Annotated in this window: 27 protein-coding genes and 1 pseudogene; 22 read left to right on the top strand and 6 right to left on the bottom strand. The window is 66.3% G+C overall.

Going from position 1 to position 23367, the window contains the following annotated elements; genetic code table 11:
* The first annotated feature begins 250 nt into the window (after positions 1-250).
* On the top strand, positions 251-718 hold the full coding sequence (locus tag QFZ60_RS03595; protein ID WP_307088217.1) for a hypothetical protein: 468 nt from the start codon (positions 251-253) through the stop codon (positions 716-718).
* A gap of 24 nt (positions 719-742) precedes the next feature.
* Here the strand turns inward: QFZ60_RS03595 and QFZ60_RS03590 are convergent, their stop codons facing one another.
* The gene (locus QFZ60_RS03590; RefSeq protein ID WP_307088215.1) at positions 743-1810 is read right to left on the bottom strand and encodes a tartrate dehydrogenase; all 1068 of its coding nucleotides are present in this window, start codon (positions 1808-1810) and stop codon (positions 743-745) included.
* A gap of 186 nt (positions 1811-1996) precedes the next feature.
* Between QFZ60_RS03590 and QFZ60_RS03585 the strand changes: the two genes are divergently transcribed.
* Genes QFZ60_RS03585 through QFZ60_RS03575 form a run of 3 tightly spaced genes read left to right on the top strand, consistent with a single transcriptional unit; the run spans position 1997 to position 3954 of the window.
* On the top strand, positions 1997-2431 hold the full coding sequence (locus QFZ60_RS03585) for a VOC family protein (RefSeq protein ID WP_307088213.1): 435 nt from the start codon (positions 1997-1999) through the stop codon (positions 2429-2431).
* Between the two features lie 5 nt (positions 2432-2436).
* Positions 2437-3078 carry a helix-turn-helix domain-containing protein gene (locus QFZ60_RS03580; RefSeq protein ID WP_307088211.1) on the top strand — a complete coding sequence of 214 codons (642 nt, stop codon included), beginning with the start codon at positions 2437-2439 and terminating at the stop codon, positions 3076-3078.
* A 54-nt stretch (positions 3079-3132) separates the two neighbouring features.
* Positions 3133-3954, top strand: a complete 822-nt coding sequence (locus QFZ60_RS03575) for an alpha/beta fold hydrolase (RefSeq protein WP_307088209.1) — start codon at positions 3133-3135, stop codon at positions 3952-3954.
* A gap of 43 nt (positions 3955-3997) precedes the next feature.
* Here the strand turns inward: QFZ60_RS03575 and QFZ60_RS03570 are convergent, their stop codons facing one another.
* Positions 3998-4285: a hypothetical protein gene (locus QFZ60_RS03570; RefSeq protein WP_307088207.1), complete on the bottom strand. Its 288-nt coding sequence runs from the start codon at positions 4283-4285 to the stop codon at positions 3998-4000.
* A gap of 222 nt (positions 4286-4507) precedes the next feature.
* Between QFZ60_RS03570 and QFZ60_RS03565 the strand changes: the two genes are divergently transcribed.
* From QFZ60_RS03565 to QFZ60_RS03545, 5 genes are all read left to right on the top strand, one after another.
* Positions 4508-4888 (top strand): STAS/SEC14 domain-containing protein, encoded by a 381-nt coding sequence (locus tag QFZ60_RS03565; RefSeq protein WP_307088205.1) that lies wholly within the window; start codon positions 4508-4510, stop codon positions 4886-4888.
* A gap of 186 nt (positions 4889-5074) precedes the next feature.
* Positions 5075-6046, top strand: a complete 972-nt coding sequence (locus tag QFZ60_RS03560) for a hypothetical protein (RefSeq protein ID WP_307088203.1) — start codon at positions 5075-5077, stop codon at positions 6044-6046.
* Positions 6047-6184: 138 nt separating this feature from the next.
* Positions 6185-7066, top strand: coding sequence for an aldo/keto reductase (locus QFZ60_RS03555; RefSeq protein ID WP_307093192.1), 882 nt, complete (start codon positions 6185-6187; stop codon positions 7064-7066).
* 28 nt (positions 7067-7094) lie between these two features.
* Positions 7095-7925 carry an oxidoreductase gene (locus tag QFZ60_RS03550; RefSeq protein ID WP_307088201.1) on the top strand — a complete coding sequence of 277 codons (831 nt, stop codon included), beginning with the start codon at positions 7095-7097 and terminating at the stop codon, positions 7923-7925.
* A 188-nt stretch (positions 7926-8113) separates the two neighbouring features.
* The gene (locus tag QFZ60_RS03545) at positions 8114-8548 is read left to right on the top strand and encodes a hypothetical protein (RefSeq protein WP_307088199.1); all 435 of its coding nucleotides are present in this window, start codon (positions 8114-8116) and stop codon (positions 8546-8548) included.
* Positions 8549-8571: 23 nt separating this feature from the next.
* Here QFZ60_RS03545 and QFZ60_RS03540 read toward each other — a convergent pair whose 3' ends face one another.
* Complete coding sequence (locus QFZ60_RS03540) at positions 8572-9105, bottom strand: DinB family protein (protein WP_307088197.1); 534 nt, start codon at positions 9103-9105, stop codon at positions 8572-8574.
* A gap of 100 nt (positions 9106-9205) precedes the next feature.
* On the opposite strand from QFZ60_RS03540, the gene arsA reads away from it, so the two are divergent.
* Positions 9206-10969 (top strand): arsenical pump-driving ATPase, encoded by a 1764-nt coding sequence (gene arsA / locus QFZ60_RS03535; RefSeq protein ID WP_307088195.1) that lies wholly within the window; start codon positions 9206-9208, stop codon positions 10967-10969.
* Between the two features lie 12 nt (positions 10970-10981).
* On the opposite strand, the gene QFZ60_RS03530 is transcribed toward arsA, so the two are convergent.
* The gene (locus QFZ60_RS03530; protein WP_307088193.1) at positions 10982-11332 is read right to left on the bottom strand and encodes a helix-turn-helix transcriptional regulator; all 351 of its coding nucleotides are present in this window, start codon (positions 11330-11332) and stop codon (positions 10982-10984) included.
* 111 nt (positions 11333-11443) lie between these two features.
* Here QFZ60_RS03530 and arsB point away from each other — a divergent pair.
* The 6 genes and pseudogenes from arsB (at position 11444) to map (ending at position 17186) form a co-directional block, all read left to right on the top strand.
* Positions 11444-12541 (top strand): annotated as a pseudogene (gene arsB, locus QFZ60_RS03525) (ACR3 family arsenite efflux transporter).
* 26 nt (positions 12542-12567) lie between these two features.
* Positions 12568-12990: an arsenate reductase ArsC gene (locus QFZ60_RS03520; RefSeq protein ID WP_307088190.1), complete on the top strand. Its 423-nt coding sequence runs from the start codon at positions 12568-12570 to the stop codon at positions 12988-12990.
* Between the two features lie 326 nt (positions 12991-13316).
* The gene (locus tag QFZ60_RS03515; RefSeq protein ID WP_307093191.1) at positions 13317-14702 is read left to right on the top strand and encodes an FAD-dependent oxidoreductase; all 1386 of its coding nucleotides are present in this window, start codon (positions 13317-13319) and stop codon (positions 14700-14702) included.
* Complete coding sequence (locus tag QFZ60_RS03510; RefSeq protein WP_307088188.1) at positions 14699-15121, top strand: low molecular weight phosphatase family protein; 423 nt, start codon at positions 14699-14701, stop codon at positions 15119-15121. Before QFZ60_RS03515 ends, QFZ60_RS03510 begins: the two co-directional genes overlap by 4 nt.
* 3 nt (positions 15122-15124) lie before the next feature.
* The gene (locus QFZ60_RS03505) at positions 15125-16321 is read left to right on the top strand and encodes an MFS transporter (RefSeq protein WP_307088186.1); all 1197 of its coding nucleotides are present in this window, start codon (positions 15125-15127) and stop codon (positions 16319-16321) included.
* Between the two features lie 88 nt (positions 16322-16409).
* The gene (gene map / locus QFZ60_RS03500; RefSeq protein WP_307088184.1) at positions 16410-17186 is read left to right on the top strand and encodes a type I methionyl aminopeptidase; all 777 of its coding nucleotides are present in this window, start codon (positions 16410-16412) and stop codon (positions 17184-17186) included.
* Between the two features lie 55 nt (positions 17187-17241).
* On the opposite strand, the gene QFZ60_RS03495 is transcribed toward map, so the two are convergent.
* Complete coding sequence (locus QFZ60_RS03495; protein WP_307088182.1) at positions 17242-17610, bottom strand: hypothetical protein; 369 nt, start codon at positions 17608-17610, stop codon at positions 17242-17244.
* A gap of 791 nt (positions 17611-18401) precedes the next feature.
* On the opposite strand from QFZ60_RS03495, the gene QFZ60_RS03490 reads away from it, so the two are divergent.
* The 6 genes from QFZ60_RS03490 to QFZ60_RS03465 all read left to right on the top strand — a co-directional run bounded on the left by QFZ60_RS03490 (position 18402) and on the right by QFZ60_RS03465 (position 22661).
* Complete coding sequence (locus QFZ60_RS03490; protein WP_307088180.1) at positions 18402-19121, top strand: GAF and ANTAR domain-containing protein; 720 nt, start codon at positions 18402-18404, stop codon at positions 19119-19121.
* Positions 19122-19244: 123 nt separating this feature from the next.
* Positions 19245-20534, top strand: coding sequence for an MFS transporter (locus QFZ60_RS03485; RefSeq protein ID WP_307088178.1), 1290 nt, complete (start codon positions 19245-19247; stop codon positions 20532-20534).
* Positions 20494-20871 (top strand): helix-turn-helix transcriptional regulator, encoded by a 378-nt coding sequence (locus QFZ60_RS03480; protein ID WP_056329065.1) that lies wholly within the window; start codon positions 20494-20496, stop codon positions 20869-20871. Before QFZ60_RS03485 ends, QFZ60_RS03480 begins: the two co-directional genes overlap by 41 nt.
* Before the next feature lie 40 nt (positions 20872-20911).
* The gene (locus QFZ60_RS03475; protein WP_307088175.1) at positions 20912-21547 is read left to right on the top strand and encodes a hypothetical protein; all 636 of its coding nucleotides are present in this window, start codon (positions 20912-20914) and stop codon (positions 21545-21547) included.
* A gap of 94 nt (positions 21548-21641) precedes the next feature.
* Positions 21642-22292, top strand: coding sequence for a copper resistance CopC family protein (locus tag QFZ60_RS03470; RefSeq protein ID WP_307088172.1), 651 nt, complete (start codon positions 21642-21644; stop codon positions 22290-22292).
* A gap of 138 nt (positions 22293-22430) precedes the next feature.
* Entirely contained in the window at positions 22431-22661 is a 231-nt protein-coding gene (locus tag QFZ60_RS03465) for a hypothetical protein (protein WP_307088169.1), read from the top strand.
* A 35-nt stretch (positions 22662-22696) separates the two neighbouring features.
* Here QFZ60_RS03465 and QFZ60_RS03460 read toward each other — a convergent pair whose 3' ends face one another.
* The gene (locus QFZ60_RS03460) at positions 22697-23218 is read right to left on the bottom strand and encodes a GNAT family N-acetyltransferase (RefSeq protein ID WP_307088167.1); all 522 of its coding nucleotides are present in this window, start codon (positions 23216-23218) and stop codon (positions 22697-22699) included.
* Positions 23219-23367 lie beyond the last annotated feature (149 nt).

Raw genomic sequence — 23367 nt, 5'->3', positions numbered from 1 at the left:
CGGGTATCCCGGCTTTAAAAAACGCGTACCGACTACTGAGGCCGGGCGGCAGGCAGAGACCTTAGGCTCGATACGAGAGCTGGCGGCGAAGGCGTTCGTCTGAGACCGCGAATGCCACCCCCAGCCGCCGCCAGCTCTCCACTCACTGCGCTTTGCAGCCGCAGCCGCTGACTTCCTAGTTCCAAAAGACCCTTCCTCCACTTTTCTGCAGGCCGTACGCTGTGGTCACCCATCCTCAAAGGAGACATCCATGCGCACAGCAGAACTCACCGAGACCGAACACGCCCACCGTCTTTCCGAGAACCTCATCAACCAACTGGCCAAGGGCCGGGAATGGGCCACGCCGGGGGTGGAAGCGGCGCTGCAGAGAGCGGTGGCAGGACTGGATACCGGCATCGAGACAGCTTCCCCACGCCTCCAGGCGCTCCTGCGCCGCCTGGCGGACGAACTTGCCGGCGGCGTGGAAACCTACACGCCCCGGGTCCAGGAACGGTTGAGGCGTGTTGGGCCGAAGGCTGCCCCCGTGGCGGCCCGGGCTCCGCGGCGGGCGGGCAGGATGCTGTGGTGGGTCGGCGCGCTTATGGCCCTGGCAGGCGGGGCAGCAGTGTGGCGCTCTATGCAAGCGTCCAAAAAAGAGCCAGCGCCACCGCTGGAATCACGGGAAAGCAGCAGCGCAGATCCGAACGTGGACGCGGACCTGGCCTCTGGCCGGATGTAGGAGCGCGCCCTACGGAGGCAGCAGCTACTGGCGCGGCAGGATGTCGATCTGTCCCAGGACCGCGTCGGTGAACTCCCTGGTGGAGGACGTCCCGCCCACGTCCCGGGTCCCCGCTCCGTCCCGCAGCGCCGCCTCGAAGGCCAGCTGCAGGTGCGAGGCCGCGGCCGCGTGGCCCAGGTGCTCCAGCATCATGGCGCCGGACCAGATCTGCCCCACGGGATTCGCCAGGCCCTTGCCGGCGATGTCCGGCGCGGAACCGTGGACGGGCTCGAACAGCGAAGGGAACTGCCGCTCCGGATTCAGGTTGGCGCTGGGAGCCACCCCAATGGAGCCCGTGACGGCGCTGCCCAGATCCGAAAGGATGTCCCCCAGCAGGTTGGAGGCCACGATCACGTCCAGGGTCCAAGGCTTGAGTACCAGGTGGGCCGCGAGCGCGTCCACCAGTTCGGAGGACAGCTCCACGCCGGGATATTCGGCCGCGGTCTGGGCCACCACCTCGTCCCAGAACGGCATGGTGTGGATGATGCCGTTGCTCTTCGTGGCGGAGGTCAGGAGCCCGCGGCGGGATGCGGCCAGTTTGGCCGCAAAATGCGCTGCCCTGGTGATTCCCATCCTGGTGAACACCGTCTCCTGCACGGCCGCTTCCTGCGGCAGGCCGCGGAACATCCTGCCGCCGATTTCGGAGTATTCGCCTTCATTGTTCTCGCGCACGATCAGGAGGTCGATAGGTTCCCGGGACGCCAGTGGCGAGGCCACGCCGTCGAGCGTTTTGACCGGCCGGAGGTTGATGTACTGCTGGAATTCGCGGCGGATGGGAATGAGCAGGCCCCACAGGGTTTCGGCGTCGGGAATCTCCGGGCTGCCCACGGCGCCAAGGAAGATCGCCTCGTGCCGGCCGAGCCGTTCCAGGCCGTCGGCCGGCATCATGCGGCCGTGCCGGAGGTAGTAGTCCGAGCCCCAGTCAAGGTGCTCATAGTCGAAGCTGATTCCGTAGATCCCGGCCACCCGGTCCAGGCACTCGATCGCGGCGGGGACCACTTCCTGGCCGATGCCGTCACCGGCGATGACGGCGATGCTGTGGGTTTGGCTCATGCTGCACGCTCCCGAAGGTTGATGATGCGATCGGCATGGAGTCTATCCACACATTAGTGGTGCCAACCGTCGGCGGCTCGAACTGCCCGTCGCCCGGGGCTGACCCCTTGCCGTCAGGGTCTTGACGGACCACTTGTTTTTTGCAAGTATCAGCTATCCGAACCATTCTTGGGAAAAGAGACCACAATGACCGCAATGTTCGTCAACCTGCCGGTGACCGATCTGGAGCGCGCCAAGGCGTTCTACACGGCAGTTGGGTTCACCATCAACCCGCTCTTCACGGACCACAACGCGGCCTGCGTGGTGGTGGAAGAAGACCACAGCTTTTTCATGCTCCTGGTCCGCGAGTACTTCCAGACCTTCACTAACCGGCCCATCGGGGATCCTTCGGCGGCGGTGTCGGTGTCCACTGCGGTCTTCCTCGACAGCCGGGACGCAGTGGATGCCAGCGTGGCCAGCGGCATCGCTGTGGGCGGTTCCGAGGCACAGCCGGCCTCCGATTACGGCTTCATGTACCAGCGCCAGCTCACCGACCCCGACGGCAACATCCTCGAATTCGGCTACATGGACCCGGCTGCCGCGGAACAGGGCCCCGAGGCCTTCATGAACCAGCAGGCCTGAGGTTCATGGCCGCACGCGACTACGGGCAGTACTCCGGCATCACGCATGCCATGGAGCTCGTGGGCGAACGGTGGGCCCTGCTGATCGTCCGGGACCTGCTGGTGGGGCCGCGCCGCTACGGAGAGCTCGCCGCGGGTCTGCCCCGGATCCCGAGCAACATCCTGGCCGCCAGGCTCAAGGAACTCCAGGCGGCCGGCGTCATCCGGCGCGCGCCCCGCTCACGCGTGATCGTCTACGAACTGACGCCGTACGGCCGCGAGCTGGAACCGGTTATTCTCGCGCTGGGCGCCTGGGGATTCAAGGCCATGGGCGACCCCCGCGAGGAACAGATCATCACCCCGGATTCAATGACCATTGACCTGCGCACCACGTTCCGCCCGGACGTGGCGGCCACACTCCCGCCGACTGCCTACGCAGCGCACTTCGGATCCACCGAACTCCTGATCCGGGTGGATGGCCCGAGCCTGGACGTGAGCCGTGGTGATGGCCTGGCCGACCTCGCCTTCGCCACGGGGCCAGGAATCCGCCGGCTCATCTCCGGCGAAATAGCACCCGACCACGCGATCGAGACCGGAGTGATCCAGGTCCTGAGCGGGCAGGGGAAACTCCTTTACCGCTTCGCGGACACCTTCCACCTGGCCGCCTAGCGGTACAGCAGCTTCCTTCCACCACCTCGACCTGCCACTGAATGGAGCATCCCGATGACCAACACCAAAGAAGCAGGCACGGTCCTCAGCGTCCTGTCGCCCGACGGCACCGCCCTCAGCGTTGAGCGGATGGGGACCGGCCCCAGCCTTGTCCTGGTGGACGGCGCCTTCTGCGGCCGGACGTTCGGGCCGGCACGTGCCCTGGCGAATGAGCTGAAGGATGCCTTCACTGTCTATTTCTACGACCGCCGCGGACGAGGTGACAGCGGCGAAACGATGCCCTACGCTACTGAACGTGAAATCGAGGATCTGCAGGCCGTGCTGAATGAGGCCGGCGGCAGCCCGTACGTCTACGGCATCTCCTCCGGCGCCGCCCTGGCCCTCGAAGCGGCCGCAGCGGGAGTGCCAATGCGGCGTCTGGCCACCTACGAGGCCCCCTACACCGGCGTCCAGGGCGCGGACGGAACGCCCGGCAGCCACCGTGAGCACCTGGAGGCCCTGCTCAGGGACGGCAAGCGGGGCAGCGCCGTGTCCTACTTCCTGGTCAAGATGGTGGGGGCGCCGGCCTTCCTGCCCTACCTGCTGCGCCTCATGCCCGGCGTGTGGAAAAAGCAAACCGCAGCCGCGAACACCCTGCCCTATGAGGCCCGGGTGACCAACGACTTCGTGGCCCCGCTGGAAAGGCTCCGGCAGGTCACTGTGCCCACCCTCGTCATGGTGGGCGGAAAAGCTGCCGCCCCCATGGCCGCAGGACAAAAGGCCATCGCCGGGGCAATCCCCAGCAGTGAACACCGGATCCTGGACGGCCAAACCCACCAGGTCTCGGCCGCGGCCATAGCCGCCCAGCTCAGGGACTTTTTCACCTCCGGGACCTAGCCTGCCGCCGTCGTACGTTCCTGCCCAACCCGCCGCCGCACGCTCACTGGTCCGCGAAGAATTCCGCAACCAGCTCTTTCGGTGCCCGTGCCGCCCAGGCGTCAATGAGGATCTCCTCCAGTTCGTCGCGCGAAATCTCACCCAGGCGCGACTCCTGCACCAGGACGGCGTTGTACCCGTCGAAGTGCGGGACGGTGAAAAACGGCACGGACGGGTCCTCGACCAAGGCTGACTTGGCGGAATCATCGGGGACGACGATGACAAGCAGGTCAGTGAACAGCTCGCCCGTGTCCGGGTCTACAGCCGTTTTGTGCGGTGCCCGGTACAGCACAAAGCCGCGCCCTTTAGGTCCGCGCGGCACCTTGTACGTCGGCCGGTCGCCTCAGGAAACCCCAAGCTCGACCTCAGGCAGACCACGGCAGATCGCATCAATATCTTCGGGTACGGCACTGCGTTCCATGACAAAAAGGTAGCGCCGTTTTGGAAGGAGCGTCAGTACGGCATTTTTGCCGGCTTTTGGTGTGTCCCCCGGATCAGCAGCACAGTAGAAGGCATGAAAGACCAAGCGGATGACAACGTCACCGGAACCATCGAGCTCTCCGGCGCACTGCTGCATCTGAAGTGGGTGCCCGGTGCCGTGGTCACCGAACGCGACGCCAAGGCGCTGATGAAGAAAGCCAGGGAACTCAGCGCCGGCCGAACCCTACCGCTGCTGGTGGAAATGACGGGCTTGGCCTGGATAGATCAAGGGGCCCTGAAAGCTTTTGCCGGTCCCTGGCCCGTAACCCGCGCGGCCGTGGTGGGCACCTCCCCCGTTGACCAGACCCTGGCCGGCTTCTACACGGGGCGGCACAAACCGGTGCACCCCACGAGGTTCTTTATCTCAATGGAGGAGGCGATGGCCTGGCTGACCGAGGATACTCCGGAGCAGTAGCGCCCGGCCGAACTGGACCTCCGCCCTGGAAAGACATTCTCGACGCGGAGATTCCTCCACGCAGGCCATATTTTGGCTGCGTTAGGGAATTTGCGCATCGGGAAAGAACCCCCAGGTCGCAGCCACATTTCCACATAGCAGGGAGGGCCAGTACCGGCAGGGACCGCTGTCAGCCAGCTTAGGTATATGCCAGACCTTCCACGCCTCTTGTTATCCCGGGACCGCAACCTGTACGGTCTGGTGCCGAATGAGCTTGCCAAGCGTGTGAAGTCGGGCGCACTCGTTCGAATCCGGCACGGCGTTTACGTTGACGGACCGGAGTGGAGGGCGCTGAAGCCATGGGAGCAGTACCGACTCCGCATCCAGGCCGCCGCGGAGACATTCGAAAAAACCACAATTTTCGCGCGTCATTCCGCCGCCAGCGTTTGGGGAATCCCCACCATCGGCCTTCATCATCCGGTCCAGGCACTCACTTGGAAGAACCACGGCGGGAGGTCGCGTGCCGGAGTCAGCCGCCACTTCGCGACGCGGGCTGGCTTAGCGGTGGTCACGGTGGAAGGCCTCCTGGTCACCGACCGCATCCGCACTGTCCTTGACCTGGCGGCGTTCATTCCCTTCACCGAGGCCATCGCGCCGCTGGACCATGTGCTCCGGCCGGACCCGGTCCGGAGTCTGCCCGCCCTGACCAAGACCGACCTGGAGAGCGGGATCGGATCGATCTACTCCGCCGCTGCTGGCCGCAGGATCCGTGCGGCCATTGCCTTTGCCGATCCCGCTTCCGGGTCCGCCGGCGAATCCTGGAGCCGCGCGTTGATCCATGTTGCCGGCTTCGAAGCCCCGGTCCTGCAACACCGGTTTTCCGACGCCGCCGGGCTGGTGGGCTACACCGACTTCTACTGGAAGCAATCCAGGGTGGTAGGCGAATTCGATGGCGAGGAGAAGTACCTCAAGCCCGAGTTCCTCAAGGGCCAGACCGCCTCCCAAGCTGTTGTGGCCGAAAAGCAGCGCGAGAACAGGATTCGTGCCCTGGGCATCAACGTGGTGCGGTGGGACTGGGCCGACCTGAAGTCGGGGAGGCTGGAAGGCAAGCTGGCAGCGGCCGGTGTGGGCCGCCGTCGTACGCGCTCTGCTGTTTTCGACGCCCAAAACCGCCAGTGAGGCGCATAATCCTTTGCGCGCCCGTTATTTGGGTAGCACCGAGGAATATGCGCAGCGAAAACGGATGTGCGTGTCGAAGGAGGGACTGGCAATCCCTCCCACAAACCGCCACACCCGAATAGCGTGAAAGGCATGGTTATGGAACTCACGCTCAACAACGGCGTCACCATGCCCGCGCTCGGCCTGGGCGTCTTCCAAAGTCCCCCGGAAGAGACGACGGCGGCCGTCCAGACAGCGTTGGAGGTGGGCTACCGGCACATTGACACCGCCGCCGCGTACGGCAACGAGCGCGAGGTTGGCGAAGGCATCCGCCGCTCCGGCCTGGACCGCTCCGAGGTGTTTATCGAGACGAAGGTGTGGGTAAGCGACTACGGCTACGACGAGGCGCTCCACGCCTGGGACAAGTCGGCAGGCAAGCTGGGCGTGGAGCAACTGGACCTGCTCATCCTGCACCAGCCCGCTCCGGACCGGTTCGAGAAGACCGTCGCCGCGTACAAGGCCCTCGAGACCCTGCTCAAGGACGGGCGGGTGCGGGCCATCGGCGTCAACAACTTTATGCCGCACCACCTGGACCGGTTGCTGGCGGAAACGTCCGTGGTTCCGGCCGTGAACCAGATTGAGCTGCACCCGTACTTCGCCCAGCGGAACGTCCAGGCGGCGGACGCCGAGCATGGGATCCTCACCCAGGCGTGGTCCCCGATCGGCGGTATCACCTTCTATCCGGGCTGGGGCGAGAACCGGAAGAACGTCATGCGCGACCCGGCGATTGCCGCCGTCGCGCAGGCCCACGGCAAGACCCCCGCCCAGGTGATGCTGCGCTGGCACCTGCAGCAGGGCCGCTCCGCCATCCCCAAGTCCACCAACCCGACACGCATCGCGGAGAACTTCGACGTGTTCGGCTTCGAGCTTTCCGCGGCCGAACTTGCAGCCATCGACGCCCTGGACACCAACGTCCGCAGCGGCCCCGACCCGGATGTGGCCCGCCCCGAGCGGTTCGCCATGGTCATCCCCGAAGCCTAGAACCTCCACCCCTTACGAAAGGAACACCATGTCAACGTGGCTCATCACCGGCTGCTCCACCGGACTTGGCCGGGCACTGGCCGAAGCCGTGCTCGCGTCCGGGCACAACGCCGTCGTCACCGCCCGGAAGGTGGAAACCCTGCAGGACATCACCGCCGGCTTCCCGGATACCGCGCTGGCGCTCCCCCTGGACGTCACCGACAAGGCGCAGATCAGCGCGGCGGTGAAGCAGGCGGAGGACAAGTTCGGCAGCATCGACGTGCTGGTCAACAACGCCGGCTACGGCTACCGCGCCGCCGTGGAGGAAGCGGACGACGGCGACATCCGGCGTCTGTTCGACACGAACTTTTTCGGGGCGGTGGACATGATCAAGGCCGTTTTGCCGGGCATGCGCGCCAACAAGGCAGGGTCTATCCTGAACGTCTCCTCCATCGGCGCCCGGATCACGCCCGCCGGCTCGGGCTACTACGCGGCCACGAAGGCGGCGCTGGAGGGCATGTCCGGATCGCTGCGCAACGAACTGAAGCCGCTGGGCATCAACGTCACCGTCATCGAACCCGGCGGCTTCCGGACCGACTTCGCGGGGCGCTCGCTCACCCAGTCCGCGACGGCGATCGACGACTACGCGGACACGGCGGGCAAGCGCCGCAAGGAGCACGACACGGCGCACGGCAACCAGCCCGGGGACCCGGACAAGGCCGCCCGGGCGATCATCGCCGTCGTCGAATCCTCCAACCCGCCGGGCCTGCTGGTCCTGGGCACGGACGCGTTCGGTGCCTTCGGCAAGGTGGCAGATGCCCAGCGCGCGGAGCTGGAGCAGTGGCAGGAGCTGAGCACCGGCACCGACATCACCGACTGACCCAACTGGGTAGCAGTTAATGTCGTTTAGACGCGTCAAAACGACATCAACTGCTACCTAGTTGGGGGGCCGGGCTCTTCTCGGGCCGCACCCACAATCGAGTACTAAATACTCATGACACGGCGCAAACCCGGTGCGAGAGTTAATTTGTTCCGTCAACATGTCGAGACAAAGTTGGATACCGCACCATGGCAGCAAAACGGGGTCGCTCACGCAGCAAGGGCGGTGGCACCCTCGGGTGTGCCCCCTTCTTCGCCCTCATCGTCATTGCCCTCATCATTCAGTACTGGTGGGTCCTCCTGATTGCCGCCGGCGTGGTTGCCCTGACCGTGGCACTCGTGCACACAGCAAAGGCTCCGCCCCGCCCGGCCAGGGTGCCCCCGCCCAAGCCGCAGCCCGTCATGGCCCCGCCCCGCCAGGTCCTCAGCGGTGACGACCTTGCAGCCCACATGCGCGCCGCAAAACAGGCCGGCCGTGTACGGGACATGCAGGAGTGGGACTACGAGTGGATCCGGCTGGCGTACCCGGGAAAGAGTCTTCGCGAAGTCAACGACATCGCAAACGCCCATTTTGCCCGCGGCCGTTCCATCGGTATCAACTGGGAGGACCCGTCCGCCCCGTGAGCGGCCTGCTAAGTAATTGGCCGTCAGGACGGCAGTGTGGTCAGGCTCAGCTGTGCCCGGTGGTGGCGGTAATGCTTGGGCGCCCACTCCAGGATGTCCCGGCGGCTCATCCAGGGCAGGAAGTACGGGTCCCAGCGGATGGGCATGGTCATGCCGCGGTCCAGCGCTTTGCTGTCCGCACGGCTGCACCAGTTGACGATGATCCGCGTGGTCCGGTCCATCATTCCCGTCATGGCCTGCGGCTTGAGAACCCGGCCCCCGGCGGCACTCCCGGCCCAGTTCACCCAGTTGTAGGGACGCGCGCAGGCGTCCAGGAGCTTGCTCCAATTCCGGGATGCCGGCGGCGGGAGGCGGGAGAACAGGCCCAGGAGCGGTATTCCCGCCAGTGCGATGTTCTGCCCCAGCGCCATGTGAAAGAGCAGCTGCCGGTTGGTCCAGCGCGTTCCGATCGACGGCAGGTCCAGCTCGCCACTGCTGGCGCTGGACACGATGTTCCGGAAGTCTTCCGCGATCCACAGCAGGTCCGCCTTTACGGGATCCTCGTCGGGTACCGCCATCGGAGCCTCCCGTCCATCGGCATCAGCCCGTCTCCACAGCATAGGCTCACAGTCCAAGAGGCTCTGTCATACATCGACGCCTATCGATAGCATGAGGCCCATGAAGTTCCTCCAGGACGCGCCCCGGTTCCTCTTCTTCACAGGCAAGGGCGGCGTCGGCAAAACGTCGGTGGCGTGTGCAACGGCGCTCACCCTCGCCAGGGGAGGAAAGCAGATCCTCCTGGTCAGCACCGACCCCGCCTCGAACGTGGGCCAGGTGTTCGGCCAGACCATCGGCAACACTGTCACCCAGATCAGCGGCGTGCCGGGGCTCCAGGCCCTGGAAATCGACCCCGAGCAGGCAGCCGAAGCCTACCGGGAGCGGATCATCGGCCCCGCCCGCGGTGTCCTGCCGGATGCGGAGCTGGCCGGGATAGCGGAGAGCCTCTCCGGTTCCTGCACCACGGAGATCGCCTCCTTCGATGAATTCACCAGCCTGCTTGCCGACGACAGCAGCTACGGCGAGTACCACCACATCGTTTTCGATACCGCCCCGACCGGCCATACCATCCGGCTGCTGCAGCTGCCGGGTTCATGGACGGACTTCCTGGCGGCCGGGACCGGCGATCCCTCCTGCCTGGGACCCCTCTCCGGCCTCGAGAAGCACAAGCAGGTCTACGCCAAGGCAGTGCAGGCCCTCACGGACCCGGCCCGCACGCGGCTGGTTCTGGTGAGCCGGGCGCAGGCGTCGTCGCTGACCGAGATTGAGCGGACCTACCTGGAGCTCAACCAGATAGGCATCGGCAACGGGTACGTCGTGGTCAACGGGGTGCTGCCGGACGCGGCCGGCGATGAAGACCTGGCGAAAGCACTCCGCGCCCGGGAGGCCGCTGCCCTGGCCGCGATCCCCCGCATGGTGGCCGGCCTCCCGCGCGACGTCCTGGAGCTGAAGGCAGGGAACATGGTGGGGATTCCCGCGCTCGAATCCCTGTTCACCACGTCCCCTGCCACCACGCCGCAGCCACCTGCAGCGCCGGCTCCGGGCGCGGAAGATGCCCCGCTGGCCGCCCTGGTGGACGAGATGGAGCGCGATGGCCGCGGCCTGGTGATGTGCATGGGCAAAGGCGGCGTGGGAAAGACAACTGTTGCTGCCGCCGTCGCGGTTTCCCTGGCCAGGCGCGGACACGACGTCCACCTAACCACAACCGATCCTGCCGCACACCTGACCGAGACGCTCCACGGCTCCGTCCCCGGCCTCACCGTCTCACGCATCGATCCCGAAACAGCCATCCTCGAGTACCGGGCCCACGTCATGGACACCAAAGGCCGGAACCTGGACGATGAGGGCCGCGCTGCCCTGGCCGAGGACCTGATGTCCCCATGCACGGACGAGGTGGCGGTCTTCCGGCAGTTCTCCAAAGTGGTCCAGGAATCGCGCCGGCACTTCGTGGTGATTGACACCGCACCCACCGGGCACACCCTGCTGCTCCTGGACGCCACGGGTTCCTACCACCGCGAAATCGCCCGCCAGGTAGGCAACACCATGGGCTTCGTAACGCCCCTCATGCGGCTGCAGGATCCGGCGCAGACCAAGGTGGTCCTGGTGACGCTGGCCGAGACCACACCGGTCCTCGAAGCCCAGGAGCTGCAGGACGACCTGGAACGGGCCGGGATTCATCCCTGGGCGTGGGTCATCAACAACTCGATCGCCGCCGCACATCCGCAGACACCGTTCCTGCAGGCGCGCGCAGCCAGTGAGCTTGAACAAATTTCACAGGTGTACCGGCTGGCGGACCGGGTGGCCCTCATTCCACTGCTTCCGGAAGAACCGATTGGCGAAGAAAAACTGTCCGCCCTTACGGCCTACAGTTCCCAGCCCGCCTGACAATCGCAGGGTTTACAGGGACGCCAGGAGGCCGGTGGTCCGTTCGATCGCGCCGGGGACCAGGGAGTAGTAGGCCCAGGTGCCGCGCTTTTCGCGGTGGAGCAGGCCGGCGTCCACCAGGATTTTCAGGTGGTGGGACACCGTGGGCTGGCTCAGGTCCAGCGGCTCGGTCAGGTCACAGACGCATGCTTCACCGTCTCCGGCGCCCTTGACAATCGAGAGCAGCCGCAGCCTGTTCGGGTCGGCCAGCGCCTTGAACACAAGGGCCCTGCGCTGGGCTTCCTCTGCATCGAGGGCAGCCTGGCCGGAGGGAGCGCAGCAGGCATCGTCGACGGCGGGCTCAACCGTTTGCAGGGAAGTCATGGATCCATTATGCACATGGATTGACAATCATCGATATAGGTGCCAATACTTCATATCGACGAACATCAATGTTTGGTCCAGATCGCACAAGAACAACAGCACAGGAGCCCCGTGAGCACCCAGACTGACCCCTCCGCCCGCCCTGATGGTGAGGCCGCCGTCGTCGGTAAGCTCTCCACCCTGGACCGCTTCCTGCCGGTCTGGATCATCGCTGCCATGGCGCTGGGACTGCTGCTGGGCAACGTGGTCCCGGGGCTGGACACCACGCTCGAAGCCGTCAAGATCGGCGAAGTGTCGCTGCCGATCGCCATCGGCCTGCTGGTGATGATGTACCCGGTGCTCGCGAAGGTCCGGTACGACCAGACGCACCGGGTGATCGGTGACCGCAGGCTCATGATCACGTCGCTGGTACTGAACTGGGTCCTGGCTCCGGCGTTCATGTTCGCGCTGGCCTGGATCTTCATTCCCGACCTCCCGGAGTACCGCACCGGCCTGATCATCGTGGGGCTGGCCCGCTGCATCGCCATGGTGATGATCTGGAATGATCTTGCCTGCGGCGACCGGGAAGCCGCGGCGGTGCTGGTGGCCATCAACTCCGTCTTCCAGGTCCTCGCCTTCGGCGCCCTGGGCTGGTTCTACCTCCAACTCCTGCCGTCCTGGCTCGGCCTGCCCACCACCAGCGCTGACTTCTCCTTCTGGTCCATCACCGCCTCCGTGCTGGTGTTCCTGGGAATCCCTCTGCTGGCCGGCTTCCTGACCCGCACCATCGGGGAAAAGACCAAAGGCCGTGAATGGTACGAAGGCTCTTTCCTGCCGAAGCTCGGCCCCTGGGCCCTCTAAGGACTGCTCTTCACCATCACCCTGCTCTTCGCGCTGCAGGGCGGCACCATCACGTCCCGGCCGCTGGACGTGGCCCGGATCGCGCTGCCGCTGCTGGTCTACTTCGTGGTGGTTTTCGGGGCCGGCATGGTGATCGGCAAATGGCTGGGCCTCGGCTACGCGAAAACCACCACGCTGGCCTTCACGGCCGCCGGCAACAACTTCGAACTCGCCATCGCTGTGGCGATTGGCACCTTCGGCGTCACCTCCGGGCAAGCCCTGGCCGGCGTCGTCGGACCCTTGATCGAAGTCCCCGCCCTCGTTGCCCTGGTGTACGCGGCACTGTGGGCCCGCGCACGCTTTTTCACCCCCAGCCCGCTGTCCGCTTGACCCCACCAGACTCCAGGAGAGACCCCGTGACCACCGAAACCGCCAAGAAGCCCTCCGTTCTTTTCGTCTGCGTCCACAACGCCGGCCGTTCCCAGATGGCTGCCGCGTTCCTCACCACCCTCGGAAAAGGCCAGATCGAGGTCCGCTCCGCCGGATCCCAGCCCGCCGACAAGATCAACCCTGCCGCCGTGGAAGCCATGGCAGAGCTGGGGATCGACATGTCCGCCGAGGTCCCCAAGGTGCTCACCACCGAGGCCGTCAAAGAGTCCGACGTGGTGATCACCATGGGCTGCGGTGACGAGTGCCCCTACGTCCCGGGCAAGCGCTACGAGGACTGGGTCCTGGAGGATCCGGCCGGCAAGGGCGTCGAATCCGTCCGTCCCATCCGTGACGAGATCAAGGCCCGCGTCGAAGACCTGATCGACTCCCTGATCCCGGCCGCCAAGTAGCACGGACGCTAAGGAACCCAACATGAGCGACGAACAGCAGATCATCATCGGCGCCAGCCCCGCCGGCTACACCGCCGCCATAGGTATCGCCACTGCGCTGGCCGAAGAACCCAGCCACGCCTAAACGGGAACAGGGAAGGAGGTGAGCCCGAATGACGAACGGATGCTGCGGCGACTCTGGTTGCTGTGACGACGAGGACTGCTGCTAACCCCCTCCCACCCAACTAGGTAGCGCCAAGTGTCGTTATGGAGCCTCAAAACGACACCTAGTGCTACCTAGTTGGGAAAGCACTCCTGCATAACCACTACGGATGAAAGAGGACACCATGGAATCAGCGCAGAACCTCCCGGTCGCCGTGATCGGCGCCGGCCCCATCGGCCTCGCCGCGGCGGCCCACCTGCTGGAACGCGGCCTGGAACCGCTGATCTTTGAAGCCGGCCCGCGACCCGCCGCGGCGATCGAGCAGTGGCGGCACATCCGGCTGTTCTCCCCGTGGCAGTACAACACCGACGCCGCCGCCGTCCGCCTGCTGGCCGAAACGGGCTGGACAGCACCGGAGGCGGCGGAGTTGCCCACCGGCGGGGACCTCATCGACCAGTACCTCATCCCGCTAGCCGCCCTGCCCGCCATCGCGTCCCGGCTCCAGACGGGCGCCCGCGTGCTTGCGGTGACCCGGCAGGGCATGGACAAGACCCACAGCCGGAACCGGAACAGCACGCCCTTCCTGGTCCGCGTTGAACACGCCGACGGCGACGTCCGCGACTACCAGGCGGCGGCGGTCATCGATGCCTCCGGCACCTGGTCCACCCCCAATCCGCTCGGAACCTCGGGACTGCCGGCCGTTGGTGAAGCTGCCGCCGCCGCCCGCATCTCTTCTCCTCTGCCGGACGTGCTGGGCCGGGAGCGTGCAGCGTTTGCCGGGAACACCGCCGTCGTGGTTGGCGCGGGCCACTCCGCCGCCAACACCCTGCTCAACCTCGCCGACCTCGCAGCCGGGGAGCCCGGAACAAAGGTCGTGTGGGCCATCCGCGGCGCGTCGCCGGCGAAGGTCTACGGCGGCGGCGATGCCGACGGGCTGGCCGCACGGGGCCAGTTGGGCAGCCGGCTCCGCGCCCTCGTCGAGTCCGGCGCCGTGGAACTTCACACCGGCTTCGGAATCGCCTCCCTCGCGGCAAACGACGGTGCCGTCACGCTGACCGCCACGGACGGCCGCACCCTCCGCGCCGACGTCGTGGTTCCGGCCACCGGCTTCCGTCCCGACCTGACGATCCTCCAGGAGCTCCGGCTGGAACTGGACCCCGGCGTGGAGGCGCCCCGCGAACTCGGGCCCCTGATCGACCCGGAATTCCACTCCTGCGGCACCGTGGAACCGCACGGCGCGGCAATGCTCTCCCACCCGGAACAGGACTTCTACATCGTGGGGATGAAGTCCTACGGCCGGGCGCCCACCTTCCTGCTGGCCACCGGCTACGAACAGGTCCGCTCCGTCGCGGCTGCCCTGGCCGGGGACCGCGAGGCAGCGGACACGGTGCAGCTCGAACTGCCGGAGACCGGCGTCTGCTCCTCGGACATCGGCACCAGCTGCGACGTCCCCGCGGCAGCATCTGCAGGCTTCGTGGCAGAAACATCCGGTGCCTGCTGCGGCACCCCCGAGCCGGTGCTCATCGGCTTCCCCACGGGCCTGGCCCACGGCCGCTCCGGTGACGCATGAGCACGTCACCGAAGACCCCCGGCGTCCTGTTCGTCTGCAGCAAGAACGGCGGCAAATCCCAACTCGCCGCCGGACTCATGAACCAGCTGGCCAACGGCACGGTTACCGTGCACTCGGCAGGCACCAGCCCGGGCAAGTCGTTGAACGCCCAATCGGTGGAGTCCCTGGCTGAACTCGGCATCGACATCACCGGTGAACACCCCAAACCCATCACCGATGACGTGCTGAACAGCGTGGACGCAGTCATCGTCCTGGGCACGGAGGCGAAAGTCCAGGCACCCAAAGGCACCCGGTTTGAGGTCTGGGATACGGATGAGCCCTCCAAACGCGGCATCGAGGGCATGGAACGCATGCGCCTGGTGCGGGACGACATCAAGGCCCGCGTCCAGAAGCTGTATGCAGAGCTCACCGGGAGCTGATACATGCCGGCCCGCGCGCTGTCCCGGACCCTGGCCGCGGAGGGTGCACCGCGCGGCGGCTTGGCCGCGCTGTGCATCACGCAGACCACCGCCTGGGGCATCCTCTACTACGCGCTGATCGCCGCGGTGGGCCCCATCAGCCAGGACACGGGCTGGGACCCCGCCCTGGTAACCGGCGCCTTCTCCGCCGGCCTGCTGGTCTCCGCCGCCGCCGGCATCGCCGTGGGCAGGCTGCTGGACAGGACCGGCCCGCGCCGCGTGATGCTCACCGGCTCCGTGGTGGGGGTACTGGCGCTGCTCCTGGTGGCGGCGGCCCCCAGTCTGCCGGTATTCCTTGCGGCCTGGCTGCTGGCCGGGACCGCGCAGGCCGCCGTGCTGTACCAGCCGGCCTTCACGGTCATCAGCCGCTGGTACGGGCCTGCGCGGATCCGGCCCCTGACCGTCCTGACGCTCGCGGCCGGATTCGCGTCCACCATTTTCGCGCCCACAACCGCGGCCCTCTCGGCCCCGTTCGGCTGGAGGGGAGCTTTCACCATCCTGGCCGGGTTGCTGGGACTGGTGACCGTGCCGCTGCACGCCCGCTATCTCAACCGGACCTGGTCACCCGCCGCCGAAACCCGTGCGGAAGAGCAGTCGACGGCGGCGCGGGCCATCCGGCGGAGTCGGGACTTCATCAGCCTGCAGGCCCTCATGGCCCTCCTGGGCCTGGCGCTTTACACCGTGACGCTGAACATCATCCCCCTGCTGATGGAAAAGGGTGCCGACTACACCACCGCCACCCTGGGCCTGGGCTGCATCGGCGCCGGGCAGGTGGCCGGGCGGCTGGTCTTCGCCGCCATCCCGGCCAGTGCCCGGCTGCCCGCCACGGCCGCGGCCGCAGCCTTTTCCATTCTTCTGTTGGCCTTCCTTCCGGGCCCGGTTCCGGTACTGATTGCGGCAGGGACACTGGCCGGCGCCGTCCGCGGCTGCCAGACCCTGCTGCAGGCCACCCTGGTTGCCGAGCGCTGGGGAACCGGCAACCTCGGTGCGCTCCAGGGAGCCTTCGCGGCGCCCCTTACGGCCGTCGCGGCCCTCGCCCCGGTGGCCGGAACGGCGGTGGCAGCCTGGTTTGGCACCTACACGGCCATGGCGTGGGCCATGGTTGCCGCGGCGGTGACGGCCGCGGCGGCAGCAGCGGTGGACTGGCGCCGCACCGGCTGAAAGTTTCCCGCGTCAGCTCTTGCTCCTGTTCGTTGCCGGGCCAATAGGATGGGGCGCATAGTTATCGGCCACAGCAGAGGGGCACCCCATGATCGAGATCCTCAACCCCTCCGAAGTGGCCCGCGCCCGGGAGACCGGTGCCCTGGTGGCTGACATCCTGCAGGCCATGAAGACCCGCGCCACCGTGGGCACGAACCTCCTGGACATCGACCAGTGGACCAAAGAGATGATCACCGAGGCCGGGGCTGAATCCTGCTACGTGGACTACGCGCCCTCCTTCGGCCGCGGCCCCTTCGGCCACTACATCTGCACCGGCGTCAACGATGCCGTGCTGCACGGGCTGCCCCACAACTACGCCCTGGCCGACGGCGACCTGCTGACCCTGGACCTCGCCGTCGTCAAGAACGGCATTGCCGCGGACGCCGCCATCAGCTTCATCGTGGGCGAGTCACAGCCTGCGGAGAGCGTGGCGATGATCGAGGCGACCGAGCGTGCCCTGGCCGCCGGGATCGCCGTGGCCGGGCCGAACGCCAAAATCGGGGACATCTCGTACGCCATCGGCCGCGTCCTCATCGATGCGGGCTATCAGGTCAATACTCAGTTCGGCGGCCACGGCATCGGCTCCACCATGCACCAGGACCCGCACGTGCCCAATACGGGCCGGCCCGGACGCGGCTTCAAGCTGCGGCCCGGGCTGCTGCTGGCACTCGAGCCATGGATCATGGCGGACACGGATGAGCTGGTAACGGACGACGACGGGTGGACGCTCAGGAGCGCCACCGGCTGCAGGACGGCCCACACGGAGCACACCATCGCCATCACGGCCGACGGCGCCGAGATCCTGACGCTGCCAACGCAAAAGTAGCGTCGGGCCAGGTCAGCGGCGGCCAGTTTTGTGGACGGGTTTCAGAAAAGCCGGTTCAGTAGAGGTAGACGTCCACAATGAGGGCGGCGAGCGCCGTCACCGCTGCTGTTGCCGCAATGCTGCGGGGCGCGTCGCGCCTGCAGGGCCCGGTCATCAGGGCCAGAGCCGTGCCGGCAAGGGTGAAGACAGCTGTTCCCGTATCCTGCCAGCTCACCGGAAACGGTGGGAACGGGAGGTCATGGGAGAACAGGCCAATGGCTCCGGTCCAGTTCAGGATGGAATTCCACAGGATGGGCATCAGGAGCGCCGCGGCTGCCGCCGTGGCCACGACGGCGGCCCGGCGTTCCCTGCGCACCAGCAGCAGGAGAACCAACGTGGCAAGGGCGGACAACAGCCCGCCCAGGAACATCGCTGGCAGGCTCATTTCAGGCCCCGGTACCGGCCGCCGGAGATCATGGATCCAGTGTAGGACCCGAGGCATGCCGTCGGGCCCTACACCCGAAACCGTGACGGCTTTCCATTCGCCGCGCTGGACAGGAGGCACGGGATTGCGTACATTCGAAGTGGCAAGCGTCACACTCTTATGGGGCGTTTCCCCCTTTTTTGGCCGAGTGCAGGGCCTTGAGGAGTACCGCTAGAGCCTGCTGGCGGACAGATGCACACCGGGGAAAGAGAGCCGACATGGCCCCCTCGCATTTCACAACGTTCCTTGCAGAAGCTACTGTCCCTGAATTCGACACGGACTGCCCCCTGACCGCCGACTGCCTTTACGGCCTATACGTCAGCTGGTGCATCCTGAAGGGCATAGATCCACAACCCGACATCACTTTCCGGGCAGCAATGCACTGCCGGGACGTGGACGTTCATGACAGTCGGCTTCGGATGGTGGGCCCGGCGGCTGCGGACTATATTCTCTCCAGCTACCCGACTGCTGCCTGACCATGTCCCTACATCCGGCCCCGCTCGGAGATCCGTCCACTCACCGCCCCGAGCGTCACCGATTCCGCGGCGGAAGACCGCTTAGGCGTCTATCTGATAGCCCAGGTACTGCATTGTCCCTGCGGATTTCAAATAGCACTGCCCGAACGGCTTATTCCTAATCCCGCCACGCCCGGGGCTTACCCCCGGATGCTACTGCACCTCAACCCAACAAAGGTGTTGTGCTCGTACTTCAACTATCCGGCAGCCTCGATTGCCGGCAGGACAAGGTAAATCATGAACTATTCCCTTCCCCAGGCCTATGAACTGGCCGGAGTAACCGGGAGGATGATTAGCGGCCTCCTCACCGAGGAGGATGCTTCCGAAGCGGTGCAGTCCCTGGCGTTCGTCTTGAAGGACTCAATCCCGAGCTCCGCAGGAGCCGGTGCGTCATTCATCAACCCGCGCGGCCTCAGCAGCGAAAGCACCGGAGCCACCGATACCGTCATGCTTCAAGCGGACAAATTGCAGTACGAGCTCGGCGAGGGTCCGTGCCTGAGCGCCTGGGCGGAACAGCGCCCCGTCATCATCCAGGACACCAAAGAAGAGACGCGATGGCCTAGATGGACGGCGGCGGTGGAGGACCTTCCTCTCCGTTCCGTTCTCAGCGCACCACTGACCACCAGGGGAAGACAAATTGGTGCCCTGAAGGTCTACTCCCCCTTCCCGCTGGCATTTGATGACAATTCAGTTTTACTGATCGAGCGGCTCGCCAGCCCGGCCGCTGTCTTGCTCAGCCATATCCGGGACCGGGAAGCTGCACAACGGATGAGTGAGGAAATGGCGGAGGCCCTGGCGAACAGAGACATGATCTCAAAAGTGCAAGGGATCCTGATTGAGCGCATGAATTTGAACTCACAAGAGGCTTTAGAGATATTGTTGGCCCGCTCGCGCGGAGAGAGCACCCCACTCCATCGCGTAGCGCGGGATATCCTCCAGCAGGCTGGGACCGAGTAAGAGATTCACCGGAGGGTTGGCGAGCGCGAGCCGAGGCCCAAGACGCCCACGTTTTGTTGCCCACCATTCAAGGATAGGCTTATGTGCACATCTACGCACATTTGCACTTGGAGGGGTTCAGGCATGCTCTCAGTTCTTCGGGATACCACCTACCGGCGGTTGTTTGCCGCGCAGGTCGTGGCGCTGCTGGGTACGGGGCTGCTGACCGTGGCACTGGGGTTGCTGGCGTTCGACCTGGCCGGGAAGGATGCCGGGGCGGTCCTGGGCACCGCCCTGACCATCAAGATGTTCGCGTACGTCGGTTTCGCCCCGGTGATCAACGCCGTCGTGGCACGGCTGCCCAAGAAGCCGGTGCTGATCGGCTCAGACCTGATCCGGGCAGGGATGGCGCTGTGTCTGCCGTTCATCACCGAGACCTGGCAGATCTACGTGGTGATCTTCCTGCTGCAATCGGCTTCGGCCACGTTCACGCCCGCATTCCAGTCCCTGATCCCGGCGGTTCTCAAGGACGAGAAGGACTACACCCGGGCACTTTCCCTCTCCCGCCTGGCCTACGACATGGAAGCGCTGGTCAGCCCGGCCCTCGCCGCACTGCTGCTGACCGTCCTCAGCTACAACAACCTGTTCCTCGGAACAGTGGGCGGCTTCCTGTTCTCGGCGCTGATGGTGGTTATGACGGTCCTGCCGGCCACCGCCCCCGTCCAGCAGGGCGGGGCGTCCTCGCTCTGGCACCGCACCACCCTGGGCACCCGGATCTTCTGGCGGAACCGGAAGCTGCGCTCCTTGCTTGCGTTGAACCTGGTGGTCTCGGCCCCCACCGCGCTGGTGCTGGTGAACAGCGTGGTGGTGGTGAGGCAGATCCTCCACCGACCGGACGCTGACCTGGCCCTGGCACTTGCCTGCTTCGGCGTCGGGTCCATGGCGGTGGCCCTGTCCGCGCCGCGGATCCTGGAACGGCTGGGCGACCGGACGGTGATGCTCACCGGTGCCGCCGTGGTCCCGGTGGCCCTGGCCGGGGCTGCCGTGCTGCTGTTCCTGCCCGCCGGGGACTCGACGTGGTGGTGGCTGCTGGTGCTGTGGTTCGTGCTCGGCGCCGGCAACTCCACCATCCTGACCCCCTCCGCACGGCTGCTGCGGGAAGCGTCCACCGAGGAAACCCGGCCCTACGTTTTCACCGCCCAGTTCTCCCTCTCGCACGCCTGCTATATCATCAGCTACCCAGTGGCCGGCATCGCCGGGGCCGCGGCCGGTTTGGGCCCGGCTTCGCTGGCGCTGCTGATTCTTGCAATGATAGGAACGGCAGGAGCTTTCCTGTCATGGCCACGGCACACCGACCGGACGGCCGCACCGACCGAGAGCAGGGAGCAAGGGGATGGGCAGCGAACCACAGCACGCCACCAGCCCCGCGCCTGACGCGCCTTCGCTGGTCCACCAGGTAGCTCCAGGACCCCAGCTGCTGGAAACAGCCGCCGGGACCCTGCGGATGCTGGCCGAACCCACCCGGCTGCACCTGCTGTGGCAGCTCGCTGACGGGCCCAAGTCCGTTACCGAACTGGCGCAGGCCTCCACCGTGCCCCGGACCGTGGTCAGCCAGCACCTGGCCAAGCTGCGGCTCAGCGGCCTGGTGGATACCCACAGGAACGGCCGGCACATCATCTACTCCCTTCACGACGGGCACCTGGTCCGCCTGATCCGGGAAACGATCAACCACGCAGACCACCGCCTCACCGGCGAACCCACCCACGACTAACCCCTTATCCCAGACGCGCCAACAGCAGGAAGGCAGGACGATGCCCACACAGGCACCCCTGACCCTGCCGCGCGCCCTCACCGTCACCGGCCTGATCCTGGGAATCGCGGCTGCCGCGCACACCGCAGCCGGCGGGCTCCTGCCGGCTCCATCCGTGCTTGCGGTGCTGGCCGTCCTGGTCCTGCTCCCGGTCACGGTCCTGGCCCGGCGGCGGCTGGGTCCGGGCTCCATCACCGCGGCGCTGACTCTTGGGCAAGTGGCCCTGCATGAGGCGTTCAACACCCTTCCCCAAACCGCCGAACACTGCATGTCAGCAGGCATCGCAGCCTACGGACACCATCAAGCCCAAGCCATTCCGGGGTGCGCAACAGCAGGGACCGGGCTCGCGGCCCTGAACGTCCCGGCGCTCCCCGAACCGGCCATGACAGGGGCCCACATCCTCGCGGTGGCGCTCACCGCCCTGCTGCTTGCCCGCGGGGAATCGGCGCTGTGGCGGATGCTGGCCTGGTTCGCGCCTCTCGCCGTGACCCTGCGCGTCAAGGTCCTGCCGCTGTGGGTTCCCCCGGCGGTGCCCAGGGTTTCATTCATCCCGCGGCTGCACCCGTGCCTGCGGGTTCCTGCCCTCCGCGGCCCGCCGGTTTGCGCCCAGGGACTGCCGGCCTCCGCCACCCTGTGATGCCGCGGTCCCAACCGCTGCCAGTCATCCAGTCTTTCTTTGCCTGACCGCACCACGCCGGTGCTTCAGGCTGTCCCGAAAGGACACCCAGCACGTGAAATCTTCATTCCGCCGCGCCCGCACCGCCGGCGCCTTGGCCGCCCTCCTTGCCCTGTCCGCCGTTGCCGGCACGGCCCCGGCGCAGGCACACGATGCGCTTGCCTCGAGCAGCCCCGCCAACGGGCAAACCATCACCACCAACCCCGGCAAGGTCTCCATCACCCTGAGCAACGCCCCGGACACCCGGCTGCCGGGATCGAACACCATCAAGGTCACCGCCCCCGACGGACATGTGGTCAGCGCCGGCGAGCCCACCGTGGATGGCAACACCCTCAGCACGGACGCGGACATCGACCATCCCGGCAAGCACACCGTGGAATGGCGGGCGGTCTCGGCCGACGGGCATCCGATTGACGGGACCTTCAGCTTCACCTACACCCCTGAAGAAGCAGGCGCTTCGGAAGGAACCGGACACTCTGAAGGAGCCGGGACCCACCAGGAATCGTCGGCTCCCGCCACGGCGCCGGCAGCTGCTGCCGCAACGACACCGGCGCCGGAAACCCAGGCCGCAACACCCGCGTCCGCACAAAGCGCCGGCAATGCCGGACTGTTCATCGGGCTTGGAGCCGTCCTGCTGGTCCTCGTGGCCGTGGGCGCCTACCTGATCGGCCGCCGTACGAAAGCGGCAGCAAGCAAGACCGACTAGACATACAGAACCGCGGGGCCCGTCCGGAGCGTTAGCTTCCGGACGGGCCTTTGATGGTTCCCGGTCAAGACGCCCGGGCCGTGCCGGCGATCCAGGCGGCATCTATGCACGCCATATCGCCGGTGCAACACTGCATTGATGAACATACGTGAGTGGTGGCCTCTGATCCCTGCGGAAACACGCGGCTGGCTCATGGCCCACAACGGCGAACCGCTGCCGCCGCATGTCATCGCCGACATCAAGGCTGCTACCGGCGGAACGGCCGATGCTGATTGGGCTGTCCAGACATTGGATGGTCCCCAGCTGTCCGACGAGGACGTCGATTGGATCGAGGCTGTCGCCAACGATGAAGAGCCGACCACCGGCTGACAATTTTGCCGTGAGCAGCCGGGGCCAACTCCGGCCTATTCCGTGCCGGCCACCCCGCTGCGGCGTTCCAGGAGCAGGGTGTCCTGCCAGTGGCCTGCCTTGGGGCCATGGCTGATCCTGGCAATCCGTTCCCTGGTTCCCACCACCCGGAAACCCAGGCGCTGGTGCAGGGCAAGACTCGCCGTGTTCTCCGGGAAGATGCTGGACTGGATGGTCCAGATCCCTGCGGCTTCGGTGGAGTCGATCAGGGCGCTCAGGAGGAGCCGCCCCACGCCCCGTCCGTGCGTTTCCGGCGCAACGTAGATGGAGTGCTCCACGACGCCCCGGTAAACCTCCCGGGACGACACGGACGACACCGCGGCCCACCCCAACACCCTGCCCGCGTCCTCGGCGACGATCAGCCGGTGCCCGGGCAGCCGGCCGCCGTCGAACGCCTCCCAGGTAGGCGGCTCACTCTCGAAGGTGGCCTCCCCCGTGGCAATGCCCGCGGCGTAAATGGCGTGGACCGCATCCCAGTCCTCAGGGCGCATGGGGCGGATGGCGACGGGCTTTTGCATGGTCCCATTATGGTGCGACGGCGGCGCACCCTCCGGCCGCCCACAACGGTGGGGGGCGTAAAGAATCCGTCATTAAAACACCCCTGTCGCCCCGGCTGCGCCGTCACGGTCCTTTGATGGAGGCATACAGAGGTGTGTTAAGGCAGGGA

The organism is Arthrobacter sp. B2I5 (assembly GCF_030816735.1).
Lineage (GTDB): Bacteria > Actinomycetota > Actinomycetes > Actinomycetales > Micrococcaceae > Arthrobacter.
This window is presented reverse-complemented; position numbering and strand designations above follow the sequence as displayed.